Origin of the sequence: Streptomyces exfoliatus, from assembly GCF_000725545.1 — a bacterium.
In the GTDB taxonomy this organism is placed as follows: domain Bacteria; phylum Actinomycetota; class Actinomycetes; order Streptomycetales; family Streptomycetaceae; genus Streptomyces; species Streptomyces exfoliatus.
Genome location: NZ_JNZP01000003.1, coordinates 226,202 through 245,607, shown reverse-complemented (window position 1 = coordinate 245,607; position 19,406 = coordinate 226,202). Strand labels below are relative to the sequence as shown.

The 19,406-nt window shown below is 70.3% G+C and carries 24 protein-coding genes; 10 read left to right on the top strand and 14 right to left on the bottom strand.

Going from position 1 to position 19,406, the window contains the following annotated elements; translation table 11 throughout:
- Positions 1 to 2: 2 nt before the first annotated feature.
- The 6 genes from IO20_RS0106070 to IO20_RS0106045 all read right to left on the bottom strand — a co-directional run bounded on the left by IO20_RS0106070 (position 3) and on the right by IO20_RS0106045 (position 5,425).
- Entirely contained in the window at positions 3 to 2,063 is a 2,061-nt protein-coding gene (locus tag IO20_RS0106070; RefSeq protein ID WP_030546783.1) for a hypothetical protein, read from the bottom strand.
- A gap of 100 nt (positions 2,064 to 2,163) precedes the next feature.
- On the bottom strand, positions 2,164 to 3,072 hold the full coding sequence (locus tag IO20_RS0106065; RefSeq protein ID WP_030546781.1) for an isopenicillin N synthase family dioxygenase: 909 nt from the start codon (positions 3,070 to 3,072) through the stop codon (positions 2,164 to 2,166).
- Positions 3,065 to 3,517 carry a nucleoside deaminase gene (locus IO20_RS0106060; RefSeq protein ID WP_030546779.1) on the bottom strand — a complete coding sequence of 151 codons (453 nt, stop codon included), beginning with the start codon at positions 3,515 to 3,517 and terminating at the stop codon, positions 3,065 to 3,067. The genes IO20_RS0106065 and IO20_RS0106060 overlap by 8 nt, the downstream gene beginning before the upstream one ends.
- A 73-nt stretch (positions 3,518 to 3,590) precedes the next feature.
- Complete coding sequence (locus tag IO20_RS0106055) at positions 3,591 to 4,358, bottom strand: GntR family transcriptional regulator (RefSeq protein WP_030546777.1); 768 nt, start codon at positions 4,356 to 4,358, stop codon at positions 3,591 to 3,593.
- Complete coding sequence (locus tag IO20_RS0106050; RefSeq protein ID WP_030546775.1) at positions 4,358 to 4,903, bottom strand: GntR family transcriptional regulator; 546 nt, start codon at positions 4,901 to 4,903, stop codon at positions 4,358 to 4,360. Before IO20_RS0106050 ends, IO20_RS0106055 begins: the two co-directional genes overlap by 1 nt.
- Positions 4,904 to 5,182: 279 nt before the next feature.
- Positions 5,183 to 5,425: a GntR family transcriptional regulator gene (locus IO20_RS0106045; protein WP_030546773.1), complete on the bottom strand. Its 243-nt coding sequence runs from the start codon at positions 5,423 to 5,425 to the stop codon at positions 5,183 to 5,185.
- Positions 5,426 to 5,535: 110 nt separating this feature from the next.
- Between IO20_RS0106045 and IO20_RS36280 the strand changes: the two genes are divergently transcribed.
- Together IO20_RS36280 and IO20_RS0106035 are read left to right on the top strand one after the other, a co-directional pair.
- Positions 5,536 to 5,883: a hypothetical protein gene (locus IO20_RS36280; protein ID WP_037634723.1), complete on the top strand. Its 348-nt coding sequence runs from the start codon at positions 5,536 to 5,538 to the stop codon at positions 5,881 to 5,883.
- A 23-nt stretch (positions 5,884 to 5,906) separates the two neighbouring features.
- On the top strand, positions 5,907 to 6,221 hold the full coding sequence (locus IO20_RS0106035; RefSeq protein WP_245684875.1) for a hypothetical protein: 315 nt from the start codon (positions 5,907 to 5,909) through the stop codon (positions 6,219 to 6,221).
- A 72-nt stretch (positions 6,222 to 6,293) separates the two neighbouring features.
- Here IO20_RS0106035 and IO20_RS0106030 read toward each other — a convergent pair whose 3' ends face one another.
- The 3 genes from IO20_RS0106030 to IO20_RS0106020 all read right to left on the bottom strand — a co-directional run bounded on the left by IO20_RS0106030 (position 6,294) and on the right by IO20_RS0106020 (position 8,087).
- Complete coding sequence (locus IO20_RS0106030; RefSeq protein WP_051874291.1) at positions 6,294 to 6,827, bottom strand: DUF6023 family protein; 534 nt, start codon at positions 6,825 to 6,827, stop codon at positions 6,294 to 6,296.
- A gap of 171 nt (positions 6,828 to 6,998) precedes the next feature.
- Entirely contained in the window at positions 6,999 to 7,442 is a 444-nt protein-coding gene (locus IO20_RS0106025; protein WP_030546767.1) for a hypothetical protein, read from the bottom strand.
- Positions 7,443 to 7,445: 3 nt separating this feature from the next.
- The gene (locus IO20_RS0106020) at positions 7,446 to 8,087 is read right to left on the bottom strand and encodes a flavodoxin family protein (RefSeq protein ID WP_030546766.1); all 642 of its coding nucleotides are present in this window, start codon (positions 8,085 to 8,087) and stop codon (positions 7,446 to 7,448) included.
- Between the two features lie 148 nt (positions 8,088 to 8,235).
- Here IO20_RS0106020 and IO20_RS0106015 point away from each other — a divergent pair, with 148 nt between their 5' ends.
- Positions 8,236 to 9,165 carry a DMT family transporter gene (locus tag IO20_RS0106015; protein ID WP_030546765.1) on the top strand — a complete coding sequence of 310 codons (930 nt, stop codon included), beginning with the start codon at positions 8,236 to 8,238 and terminating at the stop codon, positions 9,163 to 9,165.
- On the opposite strand, the gene IO20_RS0106010 is transcribed toward IO20_RS0106015, so the two are convergent.
- Positions 9,068 to 9,952, bottom strand: a complete 885-nt coding sequence (locus tag IO20_RS0106010) for a LysR family transcriptional regulator (protein WP_030546764.1) — start codon at positions 9,950 to 9,952, stop codon at positions 9,068 to 9,070. The two genes, IO20_RS0106015 and IO20_RS0106010, sit on opposite strands and share 98 nt — an antisense overlap.
- A 34-nt stretch (positions 9,953 to 9,986) precedes the next feature.
- A complete protein-coding gene (locus tag IO20_RS0106005; protein ID WP_030546763.1) occupies positions 9,987 to 10,379 on the bottom strand; it encodes a PLD nuclease N-terminal domain-containing protein in 393 nt (130 codons plus the stop codon).
- An 89-nt stretch (positions 10,380 to 10,468) separates the two neighbouring features.
- On the opposite strand from IO20_RS0106005, the gene IO20_RS0106000 reads away from it, so the two are divergent.
- The 3 genes from IO20_RS0106000 to IO20_RS0105990 are packed head-to-tail and all read left to right on the top strand — an operon-like array spanning position 10,469 to position 13,529.
- Entirely contained in the window at positions 10,469 to 11,926 is a 1,458-nt protein-coding gene (locus IO20_RS0106000; protein ID WP_030217118.1) for a menaquinone biosynthesis decarboxylase, read from the top strand.
- Complete coding sequence (gene mqnP, locus IO20_RS0105995) at positions 11,923 to 12,825, top strand: menaquinone biosynthesis prenyltransferase MqnP (RefSeq protein WP_030546762.1); 903 nt, start codon at positions 11,923 to 11,925, stop codon at positions 12,823 to 12,825. The genes IO20_RS0106000 and mqnP overlap by 4 nt, the downstream gene beginning before the upstream one ends.
- 32 nt (positions 12,826 to 12,857) lie before the next feature.
- Positions 12,858 to 13,529: a UbiX family flavin prenyltransferase gene (locus IO20_RS0105990; RefSeq protein ID WP_030546760.1), complete on the top strand. Its 672-nt coding sequence runs from the start codon at positions 12,858 to 12,860 to the stop codon at positions 13,527 to 13,529.
- A 35-nt stretch (positions 13,530 to 13,564) separates the two neighbouring features.
- Here IO20_RS0105990 and IO20_RS40670 read toward each other — a convergent pair whose 3' ends face one another.
- Positions 13,565 to 13,702 (bottom strand): hypothetical protein, encoded by a 138-nt coding sequence (locus IO20_RS40670; protein WP_169749498.1) that lies wholly within the window; start codon positions 13,700 to 13,702, stop codon positions 13,565 to 13,567.
- Between the two features lie 114 nt (positions 13,703 to 13,816).
- Between IO20_RS40670 and IO20_RS0105980 the strand changes: the two genes are divergently transcribed.
- Both IO20_RS0105980 and mqnE read left to right on the top strand, forming a co-directional pair.
- Positions 13,817 to 14,272 carry an Lrp/AsnC family transcriptional regulator gene (locus IO20_RS0105980; RefSeq protein WP_030217123.1) on the top strand — a complete coding sequence of 152 codons (456 nt, stop codon included), beginning with the start codon at positions 13,817 to 13,819 and terminating at the stop codon, positions 14,270 to 14,272.
- Positions 14,273 to 14,343: 71 nt separating this feature from the next.
- Positions 14,344 to 15,507 carry an aminofutalosine synthase MqnE gene (gene mqnE / locus IO20_RS0105975; RefSeq protein ID WP_030217125.1) on the top strand — a complete coding sequence of 388 codons (1,164 nt, stop codon included), beginning with the start codon at positions 14,344 to 14,346 and terminating at the stop codon, positions 15,505 to 15,507.
- Positions 15,508 to 15,565: 58 nt separating this feature from the next.
- On the opposite strand, the gene IO20_RS0105970 is transcribed toward mqnE, so the two are convergent.
- Positions 15,566 to 16,432, bottom strand: coding sequence for an AraC family transcriptional regulator (locus IO20_RS0105970; RefSeq protein ID WP_030546758.1), 867 nt, complete (start codon positions 16,430 to 16,432; stop codon positions 15,566 to 15,568).
- Between the two features lie 78 nt (positions 16,433 to 16,510).
- On the bottom strand, positions 16,511 to 17,044 hold the full coding sequence (locus IO20_RS0105965) for a GNAT family N-acetyltransferase (protein WP_030546756.1): 534 nt from the start codon (positions 17,042 to 17,044) through the stop codon (positions 16,511 to 16,513).
- Between the two features lie 144 nt (positions 17,045 to 17,188).
- On the opposite strand from IO20_RS0105965, the gene IO20_RS0105960 reads away from it, so the two are divergent.
- Both IO20_RS0105960 and IO20_RS0105955 read left to right on the top strand, forming a co-directional pair.
- Positions 17,189 to 17,455, top strand: a complete 267-nt coding sequence (locus IO20_RS0105960; RefSeq protein WP_030217133.1) for a DUF4229 domain-containing protein — start codon at positions 17,189 to 17,191, stop codon at positions 17,453 to 17,455.
- A gap of 382 nt (positions 17,456 to 17,837) precedes the next feature.
- Positions 17,838 to 19,184, top strand: a complete 1,347-nt coding sequence (locus tag IO20_RS0105955; RefSeq protein ID WP_051874290.1) for a dicarboxylate/amino acid:cation symporter — start codon at positions 17,838 to 17,840, stop codon at positions 19,182 to 19,184.
- Positions 19,185 to 19,406 lie beyond the last annotated feature (222 nt).

Below are 19,406 nucleotides of genomic sequence, written 5' to 3'. Positions count from 1 at the left end.
CGTCAGACTCCGTCCTCGCGGCCCGGCGGCAGCGAGAGCTGCCGCCAGGCGCGGATGTCGCGCGGCCAGTGGGTGGCCGCGTCCCAGAGCGAACCGCTGCCCGTCAGATGACGGCCGGAGAGCCGGCGCAGTTCGTGCGCGAGGCGGTCGGCCACCTCGTCGTCGGGCAGTGCGAGCGGATCGGTCAGCAGCCATACGGCGTGCAGCAACCGCCGTACGGACAGGTGGAGTTCCGTGGTGTCGGCGTCGAGCCCCGAGGGGAGGTCGCCCGACGGGGCCTGCCCCAGGGCGACGGCCCGGCGCGGGTCGGGGCCCGGCCGGTCCCGCTCGCGCGGGTACGGCGCGGAGCCGATGAACCGCAGCCGCCCCAGCCAGCCGAGGACGTCCTGCTCGGGGAAGGTCTCCCGCAGATGGGTGACGGCGTCCTCGGTGCGGCCGAGCGCCAGGTCGTGATGGAGCCGGTACGGGCCCGGCTCGGGCCCGTAGTGCCGGTGCAGGGTCGCGTGGACGGCCTGCCAGGCCGCGTAGTGCGGGTGGTCGCCGTCCTCGAAGCGGAGCCGGTGCAGGAGCAGGGCGCGGAGCAGCGGGTCGGCGACGAAGTGCCCGGGACCCTCCTGCCAGTCCTCCGAACGCAGCTGGTCACGGACGCGCAGCGCCACGTCCCCGTCCAGGGACTCGCCCTGGAGCCGGGCGTGGGCGAGCATCCGGGCGGACTCCTCGTCGTGGGCGGCGGCGAGCACGGCGTACGGGCCGGGCCGCCGCACCGGGAGGAGTTCGGCCAGCAGGGTCGGGGCGACGGGCACCGGCGGGGTGTCCTCGCGCAGCTCCACCGTCAGGTCGAGCAGCCGGCCGGGGGTGAGCCCGGCCCGCAGGTGCTCGGGAGCCTCGCCCGCGGCCCGGCCGAGGAGCGCCACGCCGAGCGGCCTTCCGCCGGTCAACCGGTGGACCGCGCGCGCGAGTTCGGTGGGCGTCCGGCCCGCCGGGTCGTGGTGGTCGAAGGCGGAGCGGGTCTGCGCGGGGGAGAGCGGGGTCAGTTCGACGGCGAGGATCCCGGAGCCGACGCTCGTGCCGCGCGGGCACGGCGCCCGGTGCGCGGTCTCCGGCAGCCGGATCCTCGTCGCCTGCCGCAGCCCCTCGTGGTCGCGGATCCGGGAGGCGGCGAGGATGACGACCCGGTCGCGGCGGCCCTCGGCGCGGGCCCGCAGAATCGGTTCGACGAGCTGTCGGCCGAGCGGCTCGTGGGCGTTGTCGAGGAGGACGAGCGGGCGGCCGATGCGGCCGCCGCGCCGCAGCCCGGTGTAGGGGTACAGCAGGTCCTCGGTCAGGGCGACGACGAGGAAGTCCTCCGCCTCGCGGCGGCGCCGGCCGCCCTGTTCGAAGTCGATCGCGAGCTGCTGCAGGCCGGCCTTGCCGTTGCCGCCCGCGTTGCGGTAGGTCCCGTACCAGTTCTCCGAGCTGCGCTGGAGGCGGCTGAACACCTCCTCCAGGACGGTCTCCACTGTCGCCTCCGCGAGCAGCCCGGCGAGCGGGACGGCGGCCTCCGCGAACCGCGCGGCGAGCTTGGCGAGGACCTTGCCGACCCAGTTGGCGGCGGCGCCCCTGGTCGCGTCGACGGTGGAGAGCAGCGGCCCGAGCCGCAGCAGGTCGCGCCGGGCCCGCTCGTCGTCCTCCCGGGACCAGCTGAGCGAGGCCACGGCCACCAGGCCGAGCGAAAGCCGGGGGAACCGCACGGGCCGCGCGCCGAGCACTTTCGGCGACAGCTGGATGGCGAGCTCGGCGAGCGCCCCGGTGACCGGGGTCCAGCCGGGGCCGTGGTCGGCGGGCGGCTCGATGTGGGCGCAGTCGAGCAGCGCGAGCGGCGTGTACCCCTTGTAGCGGTTACGGACCTCCTTGAGCAGGGCGGTCTTCCCCGTACCGCGCCCGCCGGTGAACACCGTGACCGGCGGGTCGTCGCCGTGCTCGAACGGCACCCGGGCGGCGCCGTGCCGGGTGAGGCCGCTGAGGCGCGCGACCAGCCCGGAGTCGTGCAGGACCGCCTCGCGGCCGTACAGCTCCCTGTCCACGCCCCGTCACCCCCGTCACAGTCAACACAAGGATATCGACGGTGTGTTGGGAAAGCGGTCGGCTTTTCGACACTGTCGTCGAGTCGTTGCGGATGTGTTGTCAGTCGGCGGCGATGGCGTCGAGCTGGGCCCGCAGGTAGCTGTGCGACTCGATGCCGTGGATCGTCGTCCCGGGCGTGCACTCGTAGAAGTACACCAGGGACATCAGCTCCTCGGCGGGGGCGTCGGCCGGCGGCGGCAGGACCCGGTGCCGCCCCGAGCGCCAGCGCCCGCCGGTCCAACCGGCCATGAGATCACCGATGTTGACGGTGAATGCGTCGGGATCGTAGGGAGCGTCCTGCCAGCCGCCGCTGTCGCTGAAGACCTGGAGCCCGCCCTTGCCCGCCTCCCGGTCCAGGAGGGTGACCGTGCCGAAGTCGGTGTGCGGCCCGATCCGGAACTGGCCCGGCTCCGGCTCGCCCGTCCGGTCCCGCCCCGGGTACCAGTTCACGTTGAAGCCGAAGGTGGGGTGCCCGGTGTGCCGGGTGAAGAAGTCCCGCTCCTCGCCGAGCGCCTCGCCGAGCAGGTCGAGGACGCGGTCGGCGAGCGCCTTCATCTGCGCGAGGTAGGTCTCGACGAGGGGCCTCAGCGCGGGGACCTCGGCGGGCCAGGTGTTCGGCAGGAACCACTCGGCGTCCACGGCCGGGTCCCCGGTCGGTTCGTCCGCCGCGAAGGACAGCGACTCCTTCAGGTCGGGCGGGGTCACGGTCCCCTCCGCGTACCCGTTGGCCTCGGCGCCCGGCCCGAGCCAGCCCCGGCCGCCGACCCGCACGGCGTACGGCTCCTTGACGGCGGCCGGCAGGTGGAAGAAGCGGCGGGCTACGGTCCGGATGTCCTTCCGGAGACCGGTGTCGACGCCGTGCCCGGTGACGAGCAGGAACCCGGCGTCGCGCAGCGCGCGGTCGACGGCGGGGAGCTGGGGGCCGGGGTCGAGACGGAGGTCGATGGTGGGGAGACGGGCTTCACTCATCGCCGATGTCCTCGTTCCAGAGGGCGGGGTCGCGCTGGATGAACTCCCGCATGAGGGCCACGCACTCGGGGTCGTCGAGCACCACGACCTCGACCCCGTGCTCGGCCAGCCAGTCGTGCCCGCCGTGGAAGGTCTCCGCCTCCCCGACGACGACCCGCGAGATCCCGAACTGCCGGACGAGCCCGGAGCAGTACCAGCACGGCGACAGGGTCGTGACCATCGTCGTCCCCCGGTACGAGCGCTGCCGCCCGGCCGCCCGGAACGCGGCGGTCTCCCCGTGCGCGGACGGGTCCCCGTCCTGCACGCGCCGATTGTGCCCCCGCCCGAGCAGCGAGCCGTCGGCCCCGTAGAGCGCGGCCCCGATGGGAATCCCACCCTCGGCGAGCCCGGCCCGCGCCTCGTGAAGGGCGGTGGCGAGCCAGCGCCGTGCTTGTTCCTGATCCATGCGGGGAGCCTTCCCCGCCGGACCCACACCGTCACACCTGCCGGCAGCCCTCGCCCGGGGGCCCGGGGGAGTGCTACTCCACGGCCGACCGGTACCTCATCCTGTAGCGGTGCGCCGCCTTCGTCATCAGTGTGACCTCGATCGGACGTCGATCGTCTGAATAGACCACCCGGAAGGCGAACAGAACCGGCATGTCCTTCGGAAGCTCAAGGACGACGACTTCTTCCTCCGTCGGGATCTCCGACGACAGCTCGTCCACGAACTCTCGCGGGGGGAATCCCAGGGAGTCGAGCAGAGCCGGCGTGCCGCCCCGAATCCGCTTCTTCTCCAGCATCGCCGTGCCCTCGACCAGGCTCAGCGGGTAGTACGACCTCGTGAGCTCCGTGGGCTCGTCGTCCAGGGACAGGATCTGCTTGCGGAGTACGGCGCGCTCGCCCGCCTCCAACTGCAGTGCCTCGGCCACTTCCTGCGGCGGGACGACGACTGCGACGTCGAGGAGCCGCGACCTGCCGACCTGCTGCCGCTTCGCTGCCTCGGACACCCACGAGTAGGGCTCGCCCGGCCCGGCCGACTTCACGTAGGTGAGCGGCTCGATGGACTGCTGTGCGTGCTGCCGCACGTATACGCCCCTGCCGGGGAGCCCTTCGAGCAGTCCCTCGGCCTTCAGCATCTGGAGGGCCTTCTGGACGGTGGTGTTGGCAACGCCGCCGTGCTGTTCCATCAGTTCTGCCGTCGAGCCCAGCTTGCTGCCCGGAGGGAGGTCTCCACGGGTGATCTGGCGTCGAAGCTCCGCCGCGATCTTCTGGTGCGGCGATCTCGGATCCTTGAACTCCTTCGCCATCACACGCCCTGCTTCCCGAGCCGATACGTGAGGTGCCTGTCGGTCGGCATGGTCATCACGGAGGCCTCCATCGGCGTCCCGTCGGCGGTCCGTGTCAGGCGGAGCAGGCGCAGGACGGCGCTCCCCTCGGGCAGGCCCAGGTGCTCGCACTCGTCCGAGGTGGCGAGGGCGGCACTCACGTCCTCCACGACCTCGGCGCCGGTGTACCCCAAGTCCCTGAGCAGGGTGATGGCACCGCCAGGCACCTTGCGCCGTTCCGCGAGCGGTGTGCCGGAGGCGATGGCGAGCGGGTAGTAGGAGTCGGCCAGCTCCACGGGCTGGTCGTCGAGCAGGATCAACCGGCGCCTGACGATCACCTGCTCACCGGGAGGCGACTGCAGGGCAGCGCGGACAGCGTCGGGAGCCACCACTTCGCCCGCCTGGAGAAGCACTTGGCCGCCCCGGCGTCCGCGTCGGCCGGCCTCATCGGTCCAGGCGTCGTGCCGGCCCGGTGAGCGCGGGGCCAGGTACGGCGCAGTCTCGCTGATCCACGCATCGCCCGACATGCTCGTACCTCCGACTCAGTGTTGTCAGCGACCCTACTTCCTTCAGCCGAACCGGTGGATTTACCTTAAGCGCTTGCCGCTTATAGCGGCGTTCGCCTAAGGTCGCCGTCATGGAAACGACGGACGCCGACGGGCGGTCGCAGGGCGCACCTGTGCCGCCCTCGGGTTTGAGCCCGGCTCTCCGTGCTCGCGCCGAAGCCGGATGGCGGAAGTTTCTCGATCGATGGTCCGACGTCCGCGAGGAGCCGGAAGTGAACCCGATGGGCCCCGTGGAGGCCCTTACCCGCCGTCGGCGGGAGTGACGAAGGAGCCCTTGCCGGGCACCGTGATGATCAGTCCCTGCTCACGCAGCTCACGCATGGCTCGGCGGGCGGTCAGTACGGCGATGCCGTACTCCTCGGCGAGACGGACCGGCGTGGGAATCATCCGGTCGGGGGCGTACTCCCCGGTCTCGATCTTCGCTGCGATCACTTCGGCCAGCTGCATGTACAGCGGGCGGGCCGACTGCGGGTCCAGGCTCATGCGGCCACGCTAGGTAGTCGTACAACGGCGTGGGCGCGAAACAGAAGACCCCGGCGACCGCTGCAACCGGCCCCGGGGCATGGCCACCAACTACCAACGGAGTTGATGACGTGCGGAACCCTATCGCGCGCCTGCTGGGCAGGGTCCTGATCCCCGTACTGCTCGGGCTGCTCATGCTCACCCTGCCGCCCACCGGGCGGCACCGGCCCCGCCCGGTCGCCCACCCCTGTCCGGCGCCCCGGCGCCAGGCGTCGCGCCACCGCGCCCCCGCACGGCGGTCGCCCTACGCCCAGGAGCAGACGGCGCCGCTCGACGGGTCCCGGTCGCCTCTGGAGCGGCCCTACCTGACGGCCGCCTCGGCGCGGGCCGCGCAGCGCAGGCGGCGGCGGGCGTTGTGGTTGGCCACCGTCGGGGTGGACGTCGACCAGCGCGACATCCACGCCGGGGCCACCCGATGAGCCGGTGCGGGGCGCGGCGGTCCGTGTTCGACGTCGCCGAGGCGGTGCGGCCGGTGTGGGGCGGCTCCGTGTGCGTGCTCGCCGTGGCGCACGACGGTCCGCACCGGGACCGCGCGGGTGACGGCTGGTGGGTGACGCCGGAGATCGCGGACGCCGTGACCGTATCCCTGCTGGCGGGTGCCCTTGTCGCGCCCGAGCCGGAGTTCACGTCACCGCGCTGCGTCATGGGCCGCCACGACCGCTGCCGTGACCACGTCCACCGCGACAGCGGCGTGCAAGGCGTCCGCTATCTCGTGTGCGGGTGCCTCTGCCATGTGGCGGCCTCGGTAGGCGGGTGATCTGGACGCAGCGGACGGTTTCCCGCCCCCCACCGTTTCTCGTGGTGGGCGGGAACCGTCGGAGTGTCGCTGTCACCGCTGAACGGAGGACACCTGCCAAGCGACCATGCCCGTGGCTCCCGCCGTCGCGGTGATATCGAGGGCGAATTCCGCAGGAGCGTTTTCGATGCGCCGGCTTACGGACACTCCGTTGCACGGCACGGATGGTGCGGTCTTGTCCGTGATGACGACCTTCACGGCACCTTTTCCTACGCAGGCCACGGCGACCTCGTAAGCCTTGCCCTTCTCGAGCATGGAGAGGTTGTGCACGCCTTCCGTGACCCGCTCGAGTCCGGATTCGACGTAGTTGGGCTCGTACTCCGGCTCGTCGAGCGAGTGCTTCTCCAGGGCGGCCTTGGCGCGCTTGCCCTGCTCTTCCTCGCCCTCCTCCTGGGGTGACTGCGTTCCGGTCGGCTGCTCGGTCGCCGAGGACGACGGAGTGTCCGAGGTGGCGACCGTGCCGTCGGTGCAGCCGGCGGTCAGGAGAGCCGCGAGAGCAAGGGCCGCGGCTGCCGCCAGCGGCCTGGGCGTCGCCGCCGAGAGCTGCCCGTCTTCCAGTACCGCCATCGGACCCCCTTGGTAGGCAATTGCGCGGTTCCGCTCTTGACCCGTTTCAGGGCGGTGAGTTGGCCGCGTGGAAGACCGTATCCAGGGTCGCGAGGTAAGCGTGAGAAACCCTCAATTACTGAGGAAGAATTGAGGAATACGCATTCGGCCATCGATCTCTTCCGTGAAGGATCAGGCTCCGGACCAGCCCCAGAAGTAGATCTCCTCCGGCGTCCCGGTCTCGTCGTGCAGTACCGCGCAACGGCCGTACCAGCGCTTGCGAGCGAGGTCCTGGATCGCCGGGACGTGTTCGCGGGTCAGACGGTCGGTGCCGGTGGTCCTCCTGGCCTCTTCGGCGGTCACCGGGTGTACCGCGAAGGCCTCGGGTGTCTCGTCCTCCCGCTGGACGGTGAAGACGTCGAGAACCGAGTGGGTTCCGGAGTGCTGTGTCCACTCGTCGTCCCACAGTTCGTCCAGGGTCGACGGCCGGGGGCGGCGCTCCTCCTCGGTAAGGCCTTCGGCGCCGCGCACCCAGTAGTAGTCATCCGCGAGGAACACCCGGTGCCGCAACTCCTCCAGTGCGGCGCCGAGATCCTCCTGGTACGGCACGTAGTGGTCCCAGTGTGAAGCGCCCATCCCTCACCCCTCCGCGTCGGCCTTCTCGTACGGGAACCGTGCCAGCGGTGTCTCGTTCTCGAAGAACGTCTTCGCGTGGAGCATCGCGCGTTCGTCGGCGCGTACGCGGCCCGGGCGGGAGCCCGTTCCCGTCAGGACGCCGCCGAAGCGCATGCGGAGGTAGGCAGCCGAGAGGCTCAGCGTGGTGGTCATGCCGGCCGCGACGGTGTGGTCGTCGTTGGCCATGACCGTCACGCCCCACAGCGTCCGGCCCGCCATCCGTCGCGCGAAGTCCGAGTCCGGCGCGACCAGCCAGCCCGACCAGTAGTCGAGGTAGCGCTTGGTCTGGGCGGACAGGTTGTACCAGTACAGCGGCGACGCTATGACGATGTCCGTGGCCTCAAGCGTGGCCTGCCGCAGCATCTCCTCGTTCTCGTTCGCCGGCCAGCCGGCCGTCTCGTGCCGGCCGTCCTGGAAGTCCGGCAGGGCGAGCTGGTTCAGGTCCACCCAGCGCTGGGGGACGTGCGAAGGCAGTTGCGCCGCGGCCGCGCGCGCGAGGATCTCCGTGTTGCCGTCCGCGCGCGAGCTGCCGAGGACGAAGAGGAACGAGCGGTCCGGGCCGATCTCCGGCCGCTTCGCGTCGACTGTCGGGTCGAGGGTGGTCATGTCTGCTCCGGCGGTAGGGGTGTTCTGGTGCCAACTTCCATGCGTGCGCGGGTATTCCGCGACCCATCGGCTCCGCCGATCGGCCCCATCGGGAGGACGCCCCACTGGCTCGTGGACCGGATCAGGGCCCGCTCGTAGCGTCGTTCCCATGAGAAACGAAACGCGCGGCACCGTCGAACTCACCCTCGCCATGGTGCTCTCCGGCACCCTCGGCGTCTTCGTCGTCGAGTCCGGGGCCTCGCCGTTCGAGGTGGTGTTCTTCCGGTGCCTCTTCGGGGCCCTCGCGCTCGGGGCGTACAGCCTCGTCAGGGGGTTCTTCACCGGGCACGGGTTCACGCCGAGGAAGCTCGGACTCGCCGCGCTCGGCGGCGTGTTCATCGTCTTCAACTGGGTGTTCCTCTTCGAGGCCTACGAGGCCAGTTCCATCTCCCTCGCCACCGTCGTCTACCACACCCAGCCGTTCTTCCTCGTGCTCCTCGGGGCGGTGTTCATGAGGGAGCGGATCTCCGCGGGGAAGCTCGGATGGCTCGCGCTCGCCTTCCTCGGGCTCGTGCTCGTCTCCGGCGTACGGCCTGGAGAGACCGCCTCCCTCAAGGGCCTCGGGTTCGCGCTCGCCGCCGCCGTGCTCTACGCCCTCGCGACCTTCGTCACCAAGCGGATCACCGGTGTACGGCCCCACCTCGTCGCCCTCGTGCAGGTGGTCGTCGGGCTTCCGCTGCTGCTGCCCTTCGCCGACTTCGGCGCCGCCGCCGGGCTCGGGAGCGGCTGGCTGTGGCTCGTGGGCCTCGGGTTCATCCACACCGGGCTCATGTACGTGCTCATGTACGCGGCCTACGCCAAGCTGCCCACCGCGAAGATCGCCGTCCTCGCCTTCACCTACCCGGCCGTCGCCATGGGCGTCGACTGGGCCGTGTACGGGCACCACATCGGGCTCGTCCAGGCGCTCGGCGTCCCGCTGATCGTCCTCGCCGGCCTCAAGGTCACCCTCGCTGCTCGGACACCAGCCGCCGCGCCTGCTCCACGAACAGCCGGACATGCGCCGGAAGCCGCTTCCCCCGCCGCCACGCGAGCTGCGTGAAGAGCGTGAACGGGGCCTCCCAGGGCAGCGCGACCAGGGTCCCCGACGCCAGTTCCTCCGCGACCGCCACCCGGGGCAGCAGCGCCACCCCGAGGCCCGCCGCCACCCCGCGCTTGGTCGCCTCGATCGTGCCGAACTCCATGAACGGCGGCGCCCACTCCCGCAGCTCCGCCTCGAACAGGTCCCGGTACGGACAGCCGGGCTCGGTGCCCACCAGCTGCGCCCCGGCCACGTCCGCGGCCGTCAGGGCCGTACGCCCGACGAGGGGATGCCCGGGACCGGCCACCAGGACCAGCGGCTCCGGCGCGAGGACCTCCGACTCCAGGCCCTCGTGCTCCGTGTCCGGCTCCATCAGGAAGCCGACGTCGTATGTGCCCTGCCGCAGCGCCTGCCGGGTCTCGTCGCCGAGCGTCGGCCGCAGCGTGAGCCGGACCCCCGGGTAGCGGTGGTGGAAGTACTCCAGGAGCGGCGGCAGCCGGTAGGAGGTGAGGGACTCCATCGTGCCCACCGCGATCGTTCCCGACGGGTCGCCCGCGCTGGCCACCGCCGTACGGGCCTCCTCCGCGAGCTCCGCCATCCGGCGGGCGTACGGCAGGAGGCGCTCACCCGCCTCCGTGAGCCGGATGCGGCTGCCCAGGCGCTCGAACAGCTCCACCCCGAGCGAGGACTCCAGGGAGCGGATCTGGCCGGTGACGCTGGACTGGGCGTAGCCGAGGTCGGCCGCCGCCCGGGTGAAGGAGAGGACGTCGGCGACCTTCTCGAAGGTCGCCAGGAGCCGTAGCTCCATCAGGACCCGAACCTCTCGCCGCGGTGCGGTCCCATCAGCCCTCGGTGTCCTTGTCGCCGTCCTTCTCGCGCTTCTTCAGCTCCTCCTCGCGGCGGCGCAGGTCCGCCTCCCAGTCCTTGAGGACGGCCTCGTCCTTCTCGTTCTCGTCCTTGAGGGACTTCAGGAACTCGGGGTTGTCGTCGGGGGCGACCCATTCGGTGCGGTGGTTGCGGTGCCACTCGGACGGCGTACGGCCGCCGGCCGGTGCGCGGCGCATCTTGCCCGCGGCGAACCAGACGATCGGGCCGACGATCCAGAACAGCAGGATGATGATGACCCAGACGACCTTCGGTAGGTGCTTGGCCTCGTCCTCGGGGGTGTTCAGACAGTCGATGAACGCGTAGATCGTCAGCGCCAGCGGCAGGATGTACATCAGCGCCCTGAGCATGTGGGACAGCCCCCTGGAAGCAATGGCGGGGTTCGTTTCGAAGGCCCCGGTGACAGGTCAAGCCTAGCCCGTGACCGATACTTGCCCCTATGGCTTACGACGATCTCCGCTCGCTGCTCAGGGCCCTCGAGCGCGAAGGCGACCTCAAGCGCATCAAGGCCGAAGTCGACCCGTACCTGGAGGTCGGGGAGATCGTCGACCGGGTGAACAAGGCGGGAGGCCCGGCGCTCCTCTTCGAGAACGTCAAGGGCTCCTCGATGCCTCTCGCCATGAACGTCTTCGGGACGGACCGGCGGCTGCTCAAGGCCCTCGGCCTGAAGTCGTACGGCGAGATCAGCGACAAGATCGGCGGGCTGCTGAAGCCCGAGCTGCCGCAGGGCTTCGTCGGCGTCCGCGAGGCCTTCGGCAAGCTGGGCTCGATGGTCCACGTGCCGCCGAAGAAGGTGAAGGCCGAGAACGCGCCCGTGCAGGAGGTCGTGCTCACCGGCGACGACGTCGACCTCGACATGCTGCCCGCGCTGTTCACCTGGCCCAAGGACGGCGGCTCCTTCTTCAACCTCGGGCTCACGCACACCAAGCACCCCGAGACCGGCGTCCGGAACCTCGGCCTCTACCGGCTCCAGCGGCACGACAAGCGCACCATCGGCATGCACTGGCAGATCCACAAGGACAGCCGGAACCACTACGCCGTCGCCGCCGCGAAGGGCGAGCGGCTGCCCGTCGCCATCGCCTTCGGCTGCCCGCCCGCCGTCACGTACGCCTCCACCGCCCCGCTGCCCGGCGACATCGACGAGTACCTCTTCGCCGGCTTCGTGCAGGGCAAGCGGATCGAGATGGTCGACTGCAAGACCGTCCCGCTCCAGGTCCCGGCGAACGCCGAGGTCGTCATCGAGGGCTGGCTGGAGCCCGGCGAGATGCTGCCGGAGGGTCCCTTCGGCGACCACACCGGCTTCTACACGCCGCAGGAGCCCTTCCCCGCGTTGAAGATCGACTGTGTGACCATGCGGAAGCGTCCGCTGCTCCAGTCGATCGTCGTCGGCCGGCCGCCGACCGAGGACGGGCCGCTCGGGCGGGCCACGGAGCGGTTCTTCCTGCCGCTGCTCAAGATCATCGTGCCGGACATCGTCGACTACCACCTGCCGGAGTCGGGCGGCTTCCACAACTGCGCGATCGTCTCGATCGACAAGAAGTACCCGAAGCACGCGCAGAAGGTCATGCACGCCATCTGGGGCGCGCACATGATGTCGCTGACCAAGCTGATCATCGTGGTCGACAAGGACTGCGACGTCCACGACCTGCACGAGGTGTCCTGGCGGGCCCTCGGCAACACCGACTACTCCCGCGACCTCACCGTCGTCGAGGGTCCCGTCGACCACCTCGACCACGCCTCCTACCAGCAGTTCTGGGGCGGCAAGGCCGGCATCGACGCCACGAAGAAGCTGCCCGAGGAGGGCTACACCCGGGACGGCGGCTGGCCGGACATGGTCGAGTCGGACCCAGCGACGGCCGCCCTCGTGGACCGGCGCTGGAAGGAGTACGGACTGTGACCACCGCGGCCGTCCCCGGCGCCCAGCCGGGACGCACCAAGGCCTTCCTGCGGCTCGTGATGATCGAGCACTCGGTCTTCGCGCTGCCCTTCGCGTACATCGCGGCCCTGACCGCCATGTACCAGGTGGACCGGGACATCCACTGGTGGACGCTCTTCCTCGTCACCGTCTGCATGGTGGGGCTCCGCACCTTCGCCATGGCGTGCAACCGGATCATCGACCGCGAGATCGACGCGCGTAACCCGCGCACCGCCGGTCGCGAGCTGGTGACCGGGGCCGTGTCCGTGCGTTCCGCGTGGACCGGGGCCGGGATCGCCGTCGTCGTCTTCCTCGGCGCCGCGGCCCTGCTGAACCCGCTCTGTCTGGCGCTCGCGCCGCTCGCCGTCGTCCCGATGGTCGTCTACCCGTACGGCAAGCGGTTCACGAACTTCCCCCACGCGATCCTCGGACTCGCCCAGGCCATGGGGCCCATCGGCGCCTGGCTCGCGGTGACCGGCGAGTGGTCCTGGGACGCGGTCATCCTGGGTCTCGCCGTCGGCATCTGGATCGGCGGCTTCGACCTGATCTTCGCCTGCCAGGACGTGCAGGCGGACCGGGCCGAGGGCGTCATGTCGGTGCCGGCCCGCTTCGGCGTTCCGGCCGCGCTCTGGGGCGCCCGCGGTTCCGCCGTCGTCACCACGGGGCTGCTCGTCTGGTACGCCCTGGTGACCGACGCCGGTCTGTTCTTCTGGGCCGGCCTCGTGATCGTGGTGGCCGCGTTCTGCTACGAGCACTCGATCGTGAAGCCGCACGACCTGTCCCGTCTGAACCGGGCGTTCTTCACGACGAACGGTTTCATCGGGATCAGCCTCTTCGTGTGCGCCCTCCTCGACCTGCTGGTCCGCGGGCTCACCCCGTAGGCCCCGGCCCGATGACGGATAGGCTCGACGGCATGAACGACGGCAAGCGCACCCCCTGGATCGTGGGGGTCTCCGGGGCGTCGGGCACGCCGTACGCCGCCGCCGTGCTGAGGGGGCTGCTCGCCGCGGGGGAGAGCGTCGACCTCGTCGTGTCGCGGGCCTCGCGGCTCACGCTGCTCGACGAGACGGGGATCTCCTTCCGGGACGCCCACTGGCGCGAGGACCTGGCGTCCTGGCTGGCGCGGGGCGCCGACGGGAAGCCCGACACGTTCGCGGTCGACGTGAGCGGGGTGCGGTACTGGGCGGCCGGTGACCTGGCCGCGGGGCCGTCCTCGGGCTCGTACCCGGCGAAGGGGATGCTGGTGGTGCCGGCCTCGACCGCGGCGGTGGCGGGAGTGGCACTGGGGCTTTCGAAGGACCTGCTGCAGCGGGTCGCGAGCGTGACGCTGAAGGAGCGGCGGCCGCTGGTCGTCGCGGTGCGGGAGACCCCGCTGAACGGTCAGACGCTCAAGCACATGGTGGCGCTGGACGAGGCGGGCGCGGTGGTGCTGCCCGCCTCTCCGGCGTTCTACGCGGGGGCGACGCACATCCAGGATCTGGTGGACTTCGTCGCCGGGCGGGTGCTCGACGCGGCGGGAGTGCCGCACCGGCTGTACCGCCGTTGGGAGGGAGAGCTCGGTGGAGCGACCCCCCGGTCGGGTTAGGGCCTGTCCCTCGGATCAGGACCCTCGCGGTCTGATCAGCGCTTCTTGGCGTGCTTCTTGGCGGCGCGCTTCGAGGCGGCGGTCGGCTGGTGGGCACGCGAGCGGTTGGCCAGCTCCTGCAGCTCGCGCATACGGGCGTAGGCCATCTCGATCGTGTACACGGTGAACACCACTCCTGAAAGATCGTCTTTGATCTGTTGAAAGATTCACAGGGCGTTGACCCCTGTGTACCTTAGATTCTATACCCAAAATCGCGGTATCGCTGGACAATGGAAGGCTTCATACCTATGGACGCCGTGGACAGGCAGCTCATCCAGGCTCTGCGCGAGAACGGTCGGGCCTCGTACGCCGAGCTCGGCCGGCTCGTCGGGCTCTCCGGCCCCTCCGTCACCGACCGCATCAACCGCCTTGAGGCCGCCGGAGTCATCACCGGCTACCGCGCCACCGTCGACGCCGCCTCGCTCGGCCTCGGCGTCACCGCCCTCATCGGCATCTCCCTCTCGGACGCCGCCGACCACGAGGACGTGGCCCGCCGCCTCAAGGACCTCGCCGAGATCGAGGACTGCTGGTTCATCGCGGGCGACGACTCCTTCATGCTCAAGGTGCGCGCGAACGACGTCGACGGCCTGGAGAAGACGATCCGCCGGCTCTCCGGCACCAAGGGCGTCTCCCGCACCCGCACCACGATCGTGCTCTCCACGAAGTGGGAGAACCGGGTCGGAGAGCTGCCCGAAGAGGCCTGAGAGTACGGTTGGCAAGGCCTGTTTCGTCAGGGACAAGGCGTATTTCGCAGAGGAGAGGGAGGCGGCCGGAGATGGACGCTGGGCTCAAGCGCGAGCTTGAACAGAAGGTCCGGGACGGTGAGCGGCTGAGCCGTGAGGACGGCATCGCCCTGTACGAGTCCGACGACCTCGCCTGGCTCGGCGGTCTGGCCCACGAGGTCAGGACCCGCAAGAACGGCGACGTGGTCCACTTCAATGTCAACCGGCATCTGAACATGACCAACGTCTGCACCGCCTCCTGCGCCTACTGCTCCTTCCAGCGCAAGCCGGGCGAGAAGGACGCGTACACCATGCGCATCGAGGAGGCCGTGCGCCTCGCGAAGGCCATGGAGAACGAGAACCTCACCGAGCTGCACATCGTCAACGGGCTGCACCCCAACCTGCCCTGGCGTTACTACCCGCGCTCCCTCTCCGAGCTCAAGAAGGCCCTGCCGAACGTCTCCCTGAAGGCCTTCACCGCCACCGAGATCCACCACTTCGAGACGATCTCCGGGATGTCCGCGTCCGACATCCTCGACGAGCTCATCGAGGCCGGTCTCGAATCGCTGACCGGCGGCGGCGCCGAGATCTTCGACTGGGAGGTCCGGCAGCACATCGTGGACCACCGCACCCACTGGGAGGACTGGTCCCGGATCCACCGGCTCGCCCACGAGAAGGGGCTCAAGACCCCCTCGACCATGCTGTACGGGCACATCGAGGAGCCCCGGCACCGCGTCGACCACGTGCTGCGGCTGCGTGAGCTCCAGGACGAGACCGGCGGCTTCCAGGTCTTCATCCCGCTGCGCTACCAGCACGACTTCGTCGACATGCAGGACGGCAAGATCCGCAACAAGCTCCAGGCGCGCACCACGATGGCGACCGGTGCCGAGGCCCTGAAGACCTTCGCGGTCTCCCGGCTGCTCTTCGACAACGTGCCGCACGTCAAGGTCTTCTGGGTCATGCACGGCGTCCAGACCGCGCAGCTCGCGCTCCAGCACGGCGCCGACGACATGGACGGCTCGGTCGTCGAGTACAAGATCACGCACGACGCCGACAACTACGGCACGCCGAACAAGCTGGGCCGCGAGGACCTGCTCGAACTGATCCGGGACGCGGGCTTCCGCCCGGTCGAGCGGAACACCCGGTACGAGATCATCCGCGAGTACCCGGGCCCGGACGCTGACCGGCGCGAGTCGCCGCAGGCGATGCGGGTCTGAGTTCCTCGCGTGACGAAGGGCCGGCGGGACGCCCCGCCGGCCCTTCTTCACGTGTGCGTCACGCCTCCGTGCGCTCCACCGGGATCCACAGTTCCGCCCGCGCCGTCGTCCAGTCCGCCGAGGGCCGGACGCTCAGCAGCTCGGGGCCGGGCCGGCTCGCGTACGGGTTGGACGGGAACCACTGCGTGAAGACGTCCCGCCACAGGTACTGGATCGCCTGCGGCAGCGGCCCCTCGTTCTCGAAGACCGCCCAGGTGCCGGCGGGCACGTCGAGTGCGTCGAACCCGTCCGGCACCTCCGCGCCGCTGACGACCCCGTGCCAGTAGTCGAGTTCGACGCCCTCCTCCCGGCTCTCCGAGAGGTGCGTGACCGCCGAGACGACTCCCTTCGGCTCCCCGTCCGAGAGGAGGGCGAGCCGGTCGAGGGCCTCCTGGCCGATGGACCGGATGTGCGCGGCGATCGCCGGGTTCTCGCCCTCGTGGACGAGGGGCACCCTGGCCCCGCGCCCGATGACCCGGAAGGCTTCCTTCTCCACGACCCTGTACCGCATGGTGCTGTTCCCTTCGACGACGAGGCGGAAGGACATCCGTGGCTGGGAGCGCAGCGCGGCGCCCGTGCGGCGGGCCTCGCCGGGGCCGACGCCGTGCACCGCGCGGAACGCGCGGGCGAAGGCCTCGCCGGAGCCGTAGCCGTACCGGACCGCGATCTCCAGGAGCGACCGCTCGCCGGCGAGGACCTCGGCGCCGGCGACGGTGAGCCGCCTGCGCCGTACGTACTCCGACAGGGGCATCCCCGCCAGCGCCGAGAACAGGCGCCGGAAGTGGTACTCCGAGGTCATGGTGATCCGGGCGAGTTCGGCCGCTTCGAGGTCGCCGCGGAGACGATCCTCGATGTGGTCCAGGGCCTGGTTGAGCCGCTCCAGCATGGGTGCGTCCTTCCTCTTGCGTGCTTCACCGTAGGAAGGGCGGGGCCCGCGGGACCCGACATCCTGTGCCCGGTCCGGTCAGTTCAGGGGCAGCAGCATGATGATGTCGTCGCGGTCGTCGCCGGGGGCGACCCGGATGGCGTCGGGGACGCGGCCCACCTCCTTGTACCCGGAGCGGGCGTAGAAGCGGTCGACGCCGGTGCCGCCCCGGCAGGTCAGCCGGATCGCCTCGATCGCCTCGAAGCCCTCGGCGGTACGGGCGGTGTGCTCGACGGCCGCCATCAGGTCGCCGCCGTACCCCTTGCCCTGGTGCCGGGGGTGGACCATCACCGTGTAGAGCCACACCCAGTGGGTCATCAGCGGGTGGGTGTTGAAGGTGAAGAACGCGGTGGCGGCGATCTCGCCGTCCTCGTCGCGGCCGACGAGCAGGCGGGTGTCGCCCCGGTCCATCGCCACCAGGTGCTTGAGCAGGGCGGGTCGGATCTCGTCGGGGGTGACGGGCGGGACGAAGCCGACCGCCCCGCCGGCGTTGGAGACGTCGGCCCAGAGGGAGAGCACGCCGTCGCGCAGGGCGGGGCCGACCGTCGGGTCCACCTCAAACGTAAGGGTCATAGAGGCATCTTAGATATTACTCGCGCGGCGCTCAAGGGCCCGGTCCCGGGAGGTTCGCGCCGCCGTGCTTCACTGGGTGGGCGCTTGTCCCGTAAGGGGCCTTGGGTACTTTTCGGAACGTCGGAACGAAAGAGTGGGCCTGACATGCTCCGCTACACGCTGATGCGTCTCGGTGTCTTCGCCGGATGCTTCCTCGCCCTGTGGGGTCTCGTCTACGTCGGTGCGCTGCCGCGCGGCCTCGGCGACTCGAACCTGCTCTGGGTCCTCGTGCTGTCCATCGTCGTCTCCGCCCCGCTGAGCTTCGTCCTCCTGCGCAAGGTGCGGGACGAGGCGAGCGCCGCCGTCGTCGCGAAGGTCGACCGCGCGAAGGGACGGCTGGCCGAGAACCGGTCCCAGGAGGACGCGCTCTAAGCCTGCCGAAGGCCTGCCGACGCCGTGTAAGGGCTGCGTAAGGTTCGTCACAGATCATCACCCCGAGTGGGAGCTTCTTAGGCTCCCGCCTGGGGTTTTCTGCGTTTCGGAGGCGACGGGGCGTACTGGCACCTCAAAGAAGGGCTTTGAGGTTCTCAAAGTTCAAGTGTTAACGTATCCGCCATGACGACAGCAGTGCGCCCCTTCGACGCCGCGAGCACCCCGCTCGTGGCGCGCCTGCACGTCGATCTCTGCCGCTGTATGTCCGCGGTCTGTTGCCGCGTGCTCTGATCCCGGCATCATGCAGCGGCCCGCGCTCGCAGCGCGTGTGTGCCGCACCCCCGTCCCCGTATTGCCCGATACGCACCTGTGGAGTGTGTCTGTGTCCGCGTCCGCGCCCGCTTCCGCGCCCGAGAACGAGACCAAGCCCTCGTCCCGGATACCCAAGGTCCCGTTCTGGGCCCAGATCATCGCCGGTCTCGTCCTCGGCGCGCTGCTCGGCTGGATAGCCCGCAGCCAGGACGTCTCCTGGCTCAAGGAGACCCTCGGCCAGGTCGGCGACATCTTCGTCCAGCTGCTCAAGCTGGCCGTCGCCCCGCTCGTCTTCTTCGCGATCCTGGTCTCGATCACCAACCTGCGGAAGGTGAACAACGCCGCCAGGCTCGCCACCCGCACGCTGCTCTGGTTCATGATCACCTCGCTGATCGCGGTCGCCATCGGCCTCGTCATCGGACTGGTCACCAACCCGGGCGCCGGCACCGGCCTCACCCCGCAGGACGGCAAGCTGCCGAAGCGCGAGGGCTCCTGGATCGACTTCCTGACCGGCATCATCCCGTCGGACGTCATCACGCCCTTCACCGAGCTGAACGTCCTCCAGATCGTCTTCATGGCCGCCGTCGCCGGCATCGCCGCCCTCAAGCTCGGCGACCGGGCCAAGCCGATCCTCACCCTCTCCGAGTCGATCCTGGAGCTCCTCCAGAAGGCCCTGTGGTGGGTCATCCGCCTCGCCCCGCTCGGCACCGTCGGCCTCATCGGCTTCGCCATCGCCGACTACGGCTGGGACCTCATCGGCAAGTACGCGACCTTCACCGCCGACGTCTACATCGGCTCCGCCCTGGTCATGTTCGGCGTCTACCCGCTGCTGCTCGCCACGGTCGCCAAGGTCAACCCGATCCAGTTCTACAAGGGCGCCTGGCCGGCCATCCAGCTGGCCTTCGTCTCCCGCTCCTCGGTCGGCACCATGCCGGTCACCCAGAAGGTCACCGAGCGCCTCGGCGTCCCGAAGGAGTACGCCTCCTTCGCCGTCCCGTTCGGCGCCACCACCAAGATGGACGGCTGCGCCGCGATCTACCCGGCGCTCGCCGCGATCTTCATCGCGCAGATCTTCGACGTGCAGCTCGGCATCGGCGACTACCTCCTGATCGCCTTCGTCTCCGTCATCGGCTCGGCGGCCACCGCCGGCCTGACCGGCGCGACGGTCATGCTGACCCTGACCCTCTCCACCCTGGGCCTGCCCCTGGAGGGCGTCGGCCTGCTCATGGCGATCGACCCGATCCTCGACATGGTGCGGACGGCCACGAACGTGGCTGGTCAGGCGCTGGTCCCGGTGATCGTCTCCGCCCGCGAGAAGATCCTCGACCTCACCGCGTACGAGAACGCCTCGGCGTCCCCGATCGACGACCCGGCCGGCAGCCGTGAGGCCGAGCCGAAGGTCGCCGTCGCGGCCTGACACGTCAGCCCGACCGGTCCGCGCGTGCCCCCTGCCCCCCGGCAGGGGGCACGCGCGTTTCCGTGGGGCGGCCGGCGAAGGCGACGGGCCGGACGGGCCGGGCGGGCCTCAGGAAATGCGGGCACCGGTCTCCCCGTCGAGCCTTACCGCGCAGTAAGGTTACCGGCTAGTTACGTCACGTGAAGCAGGCAACGCACCGACGCACGACCTCAGTTCATCGCG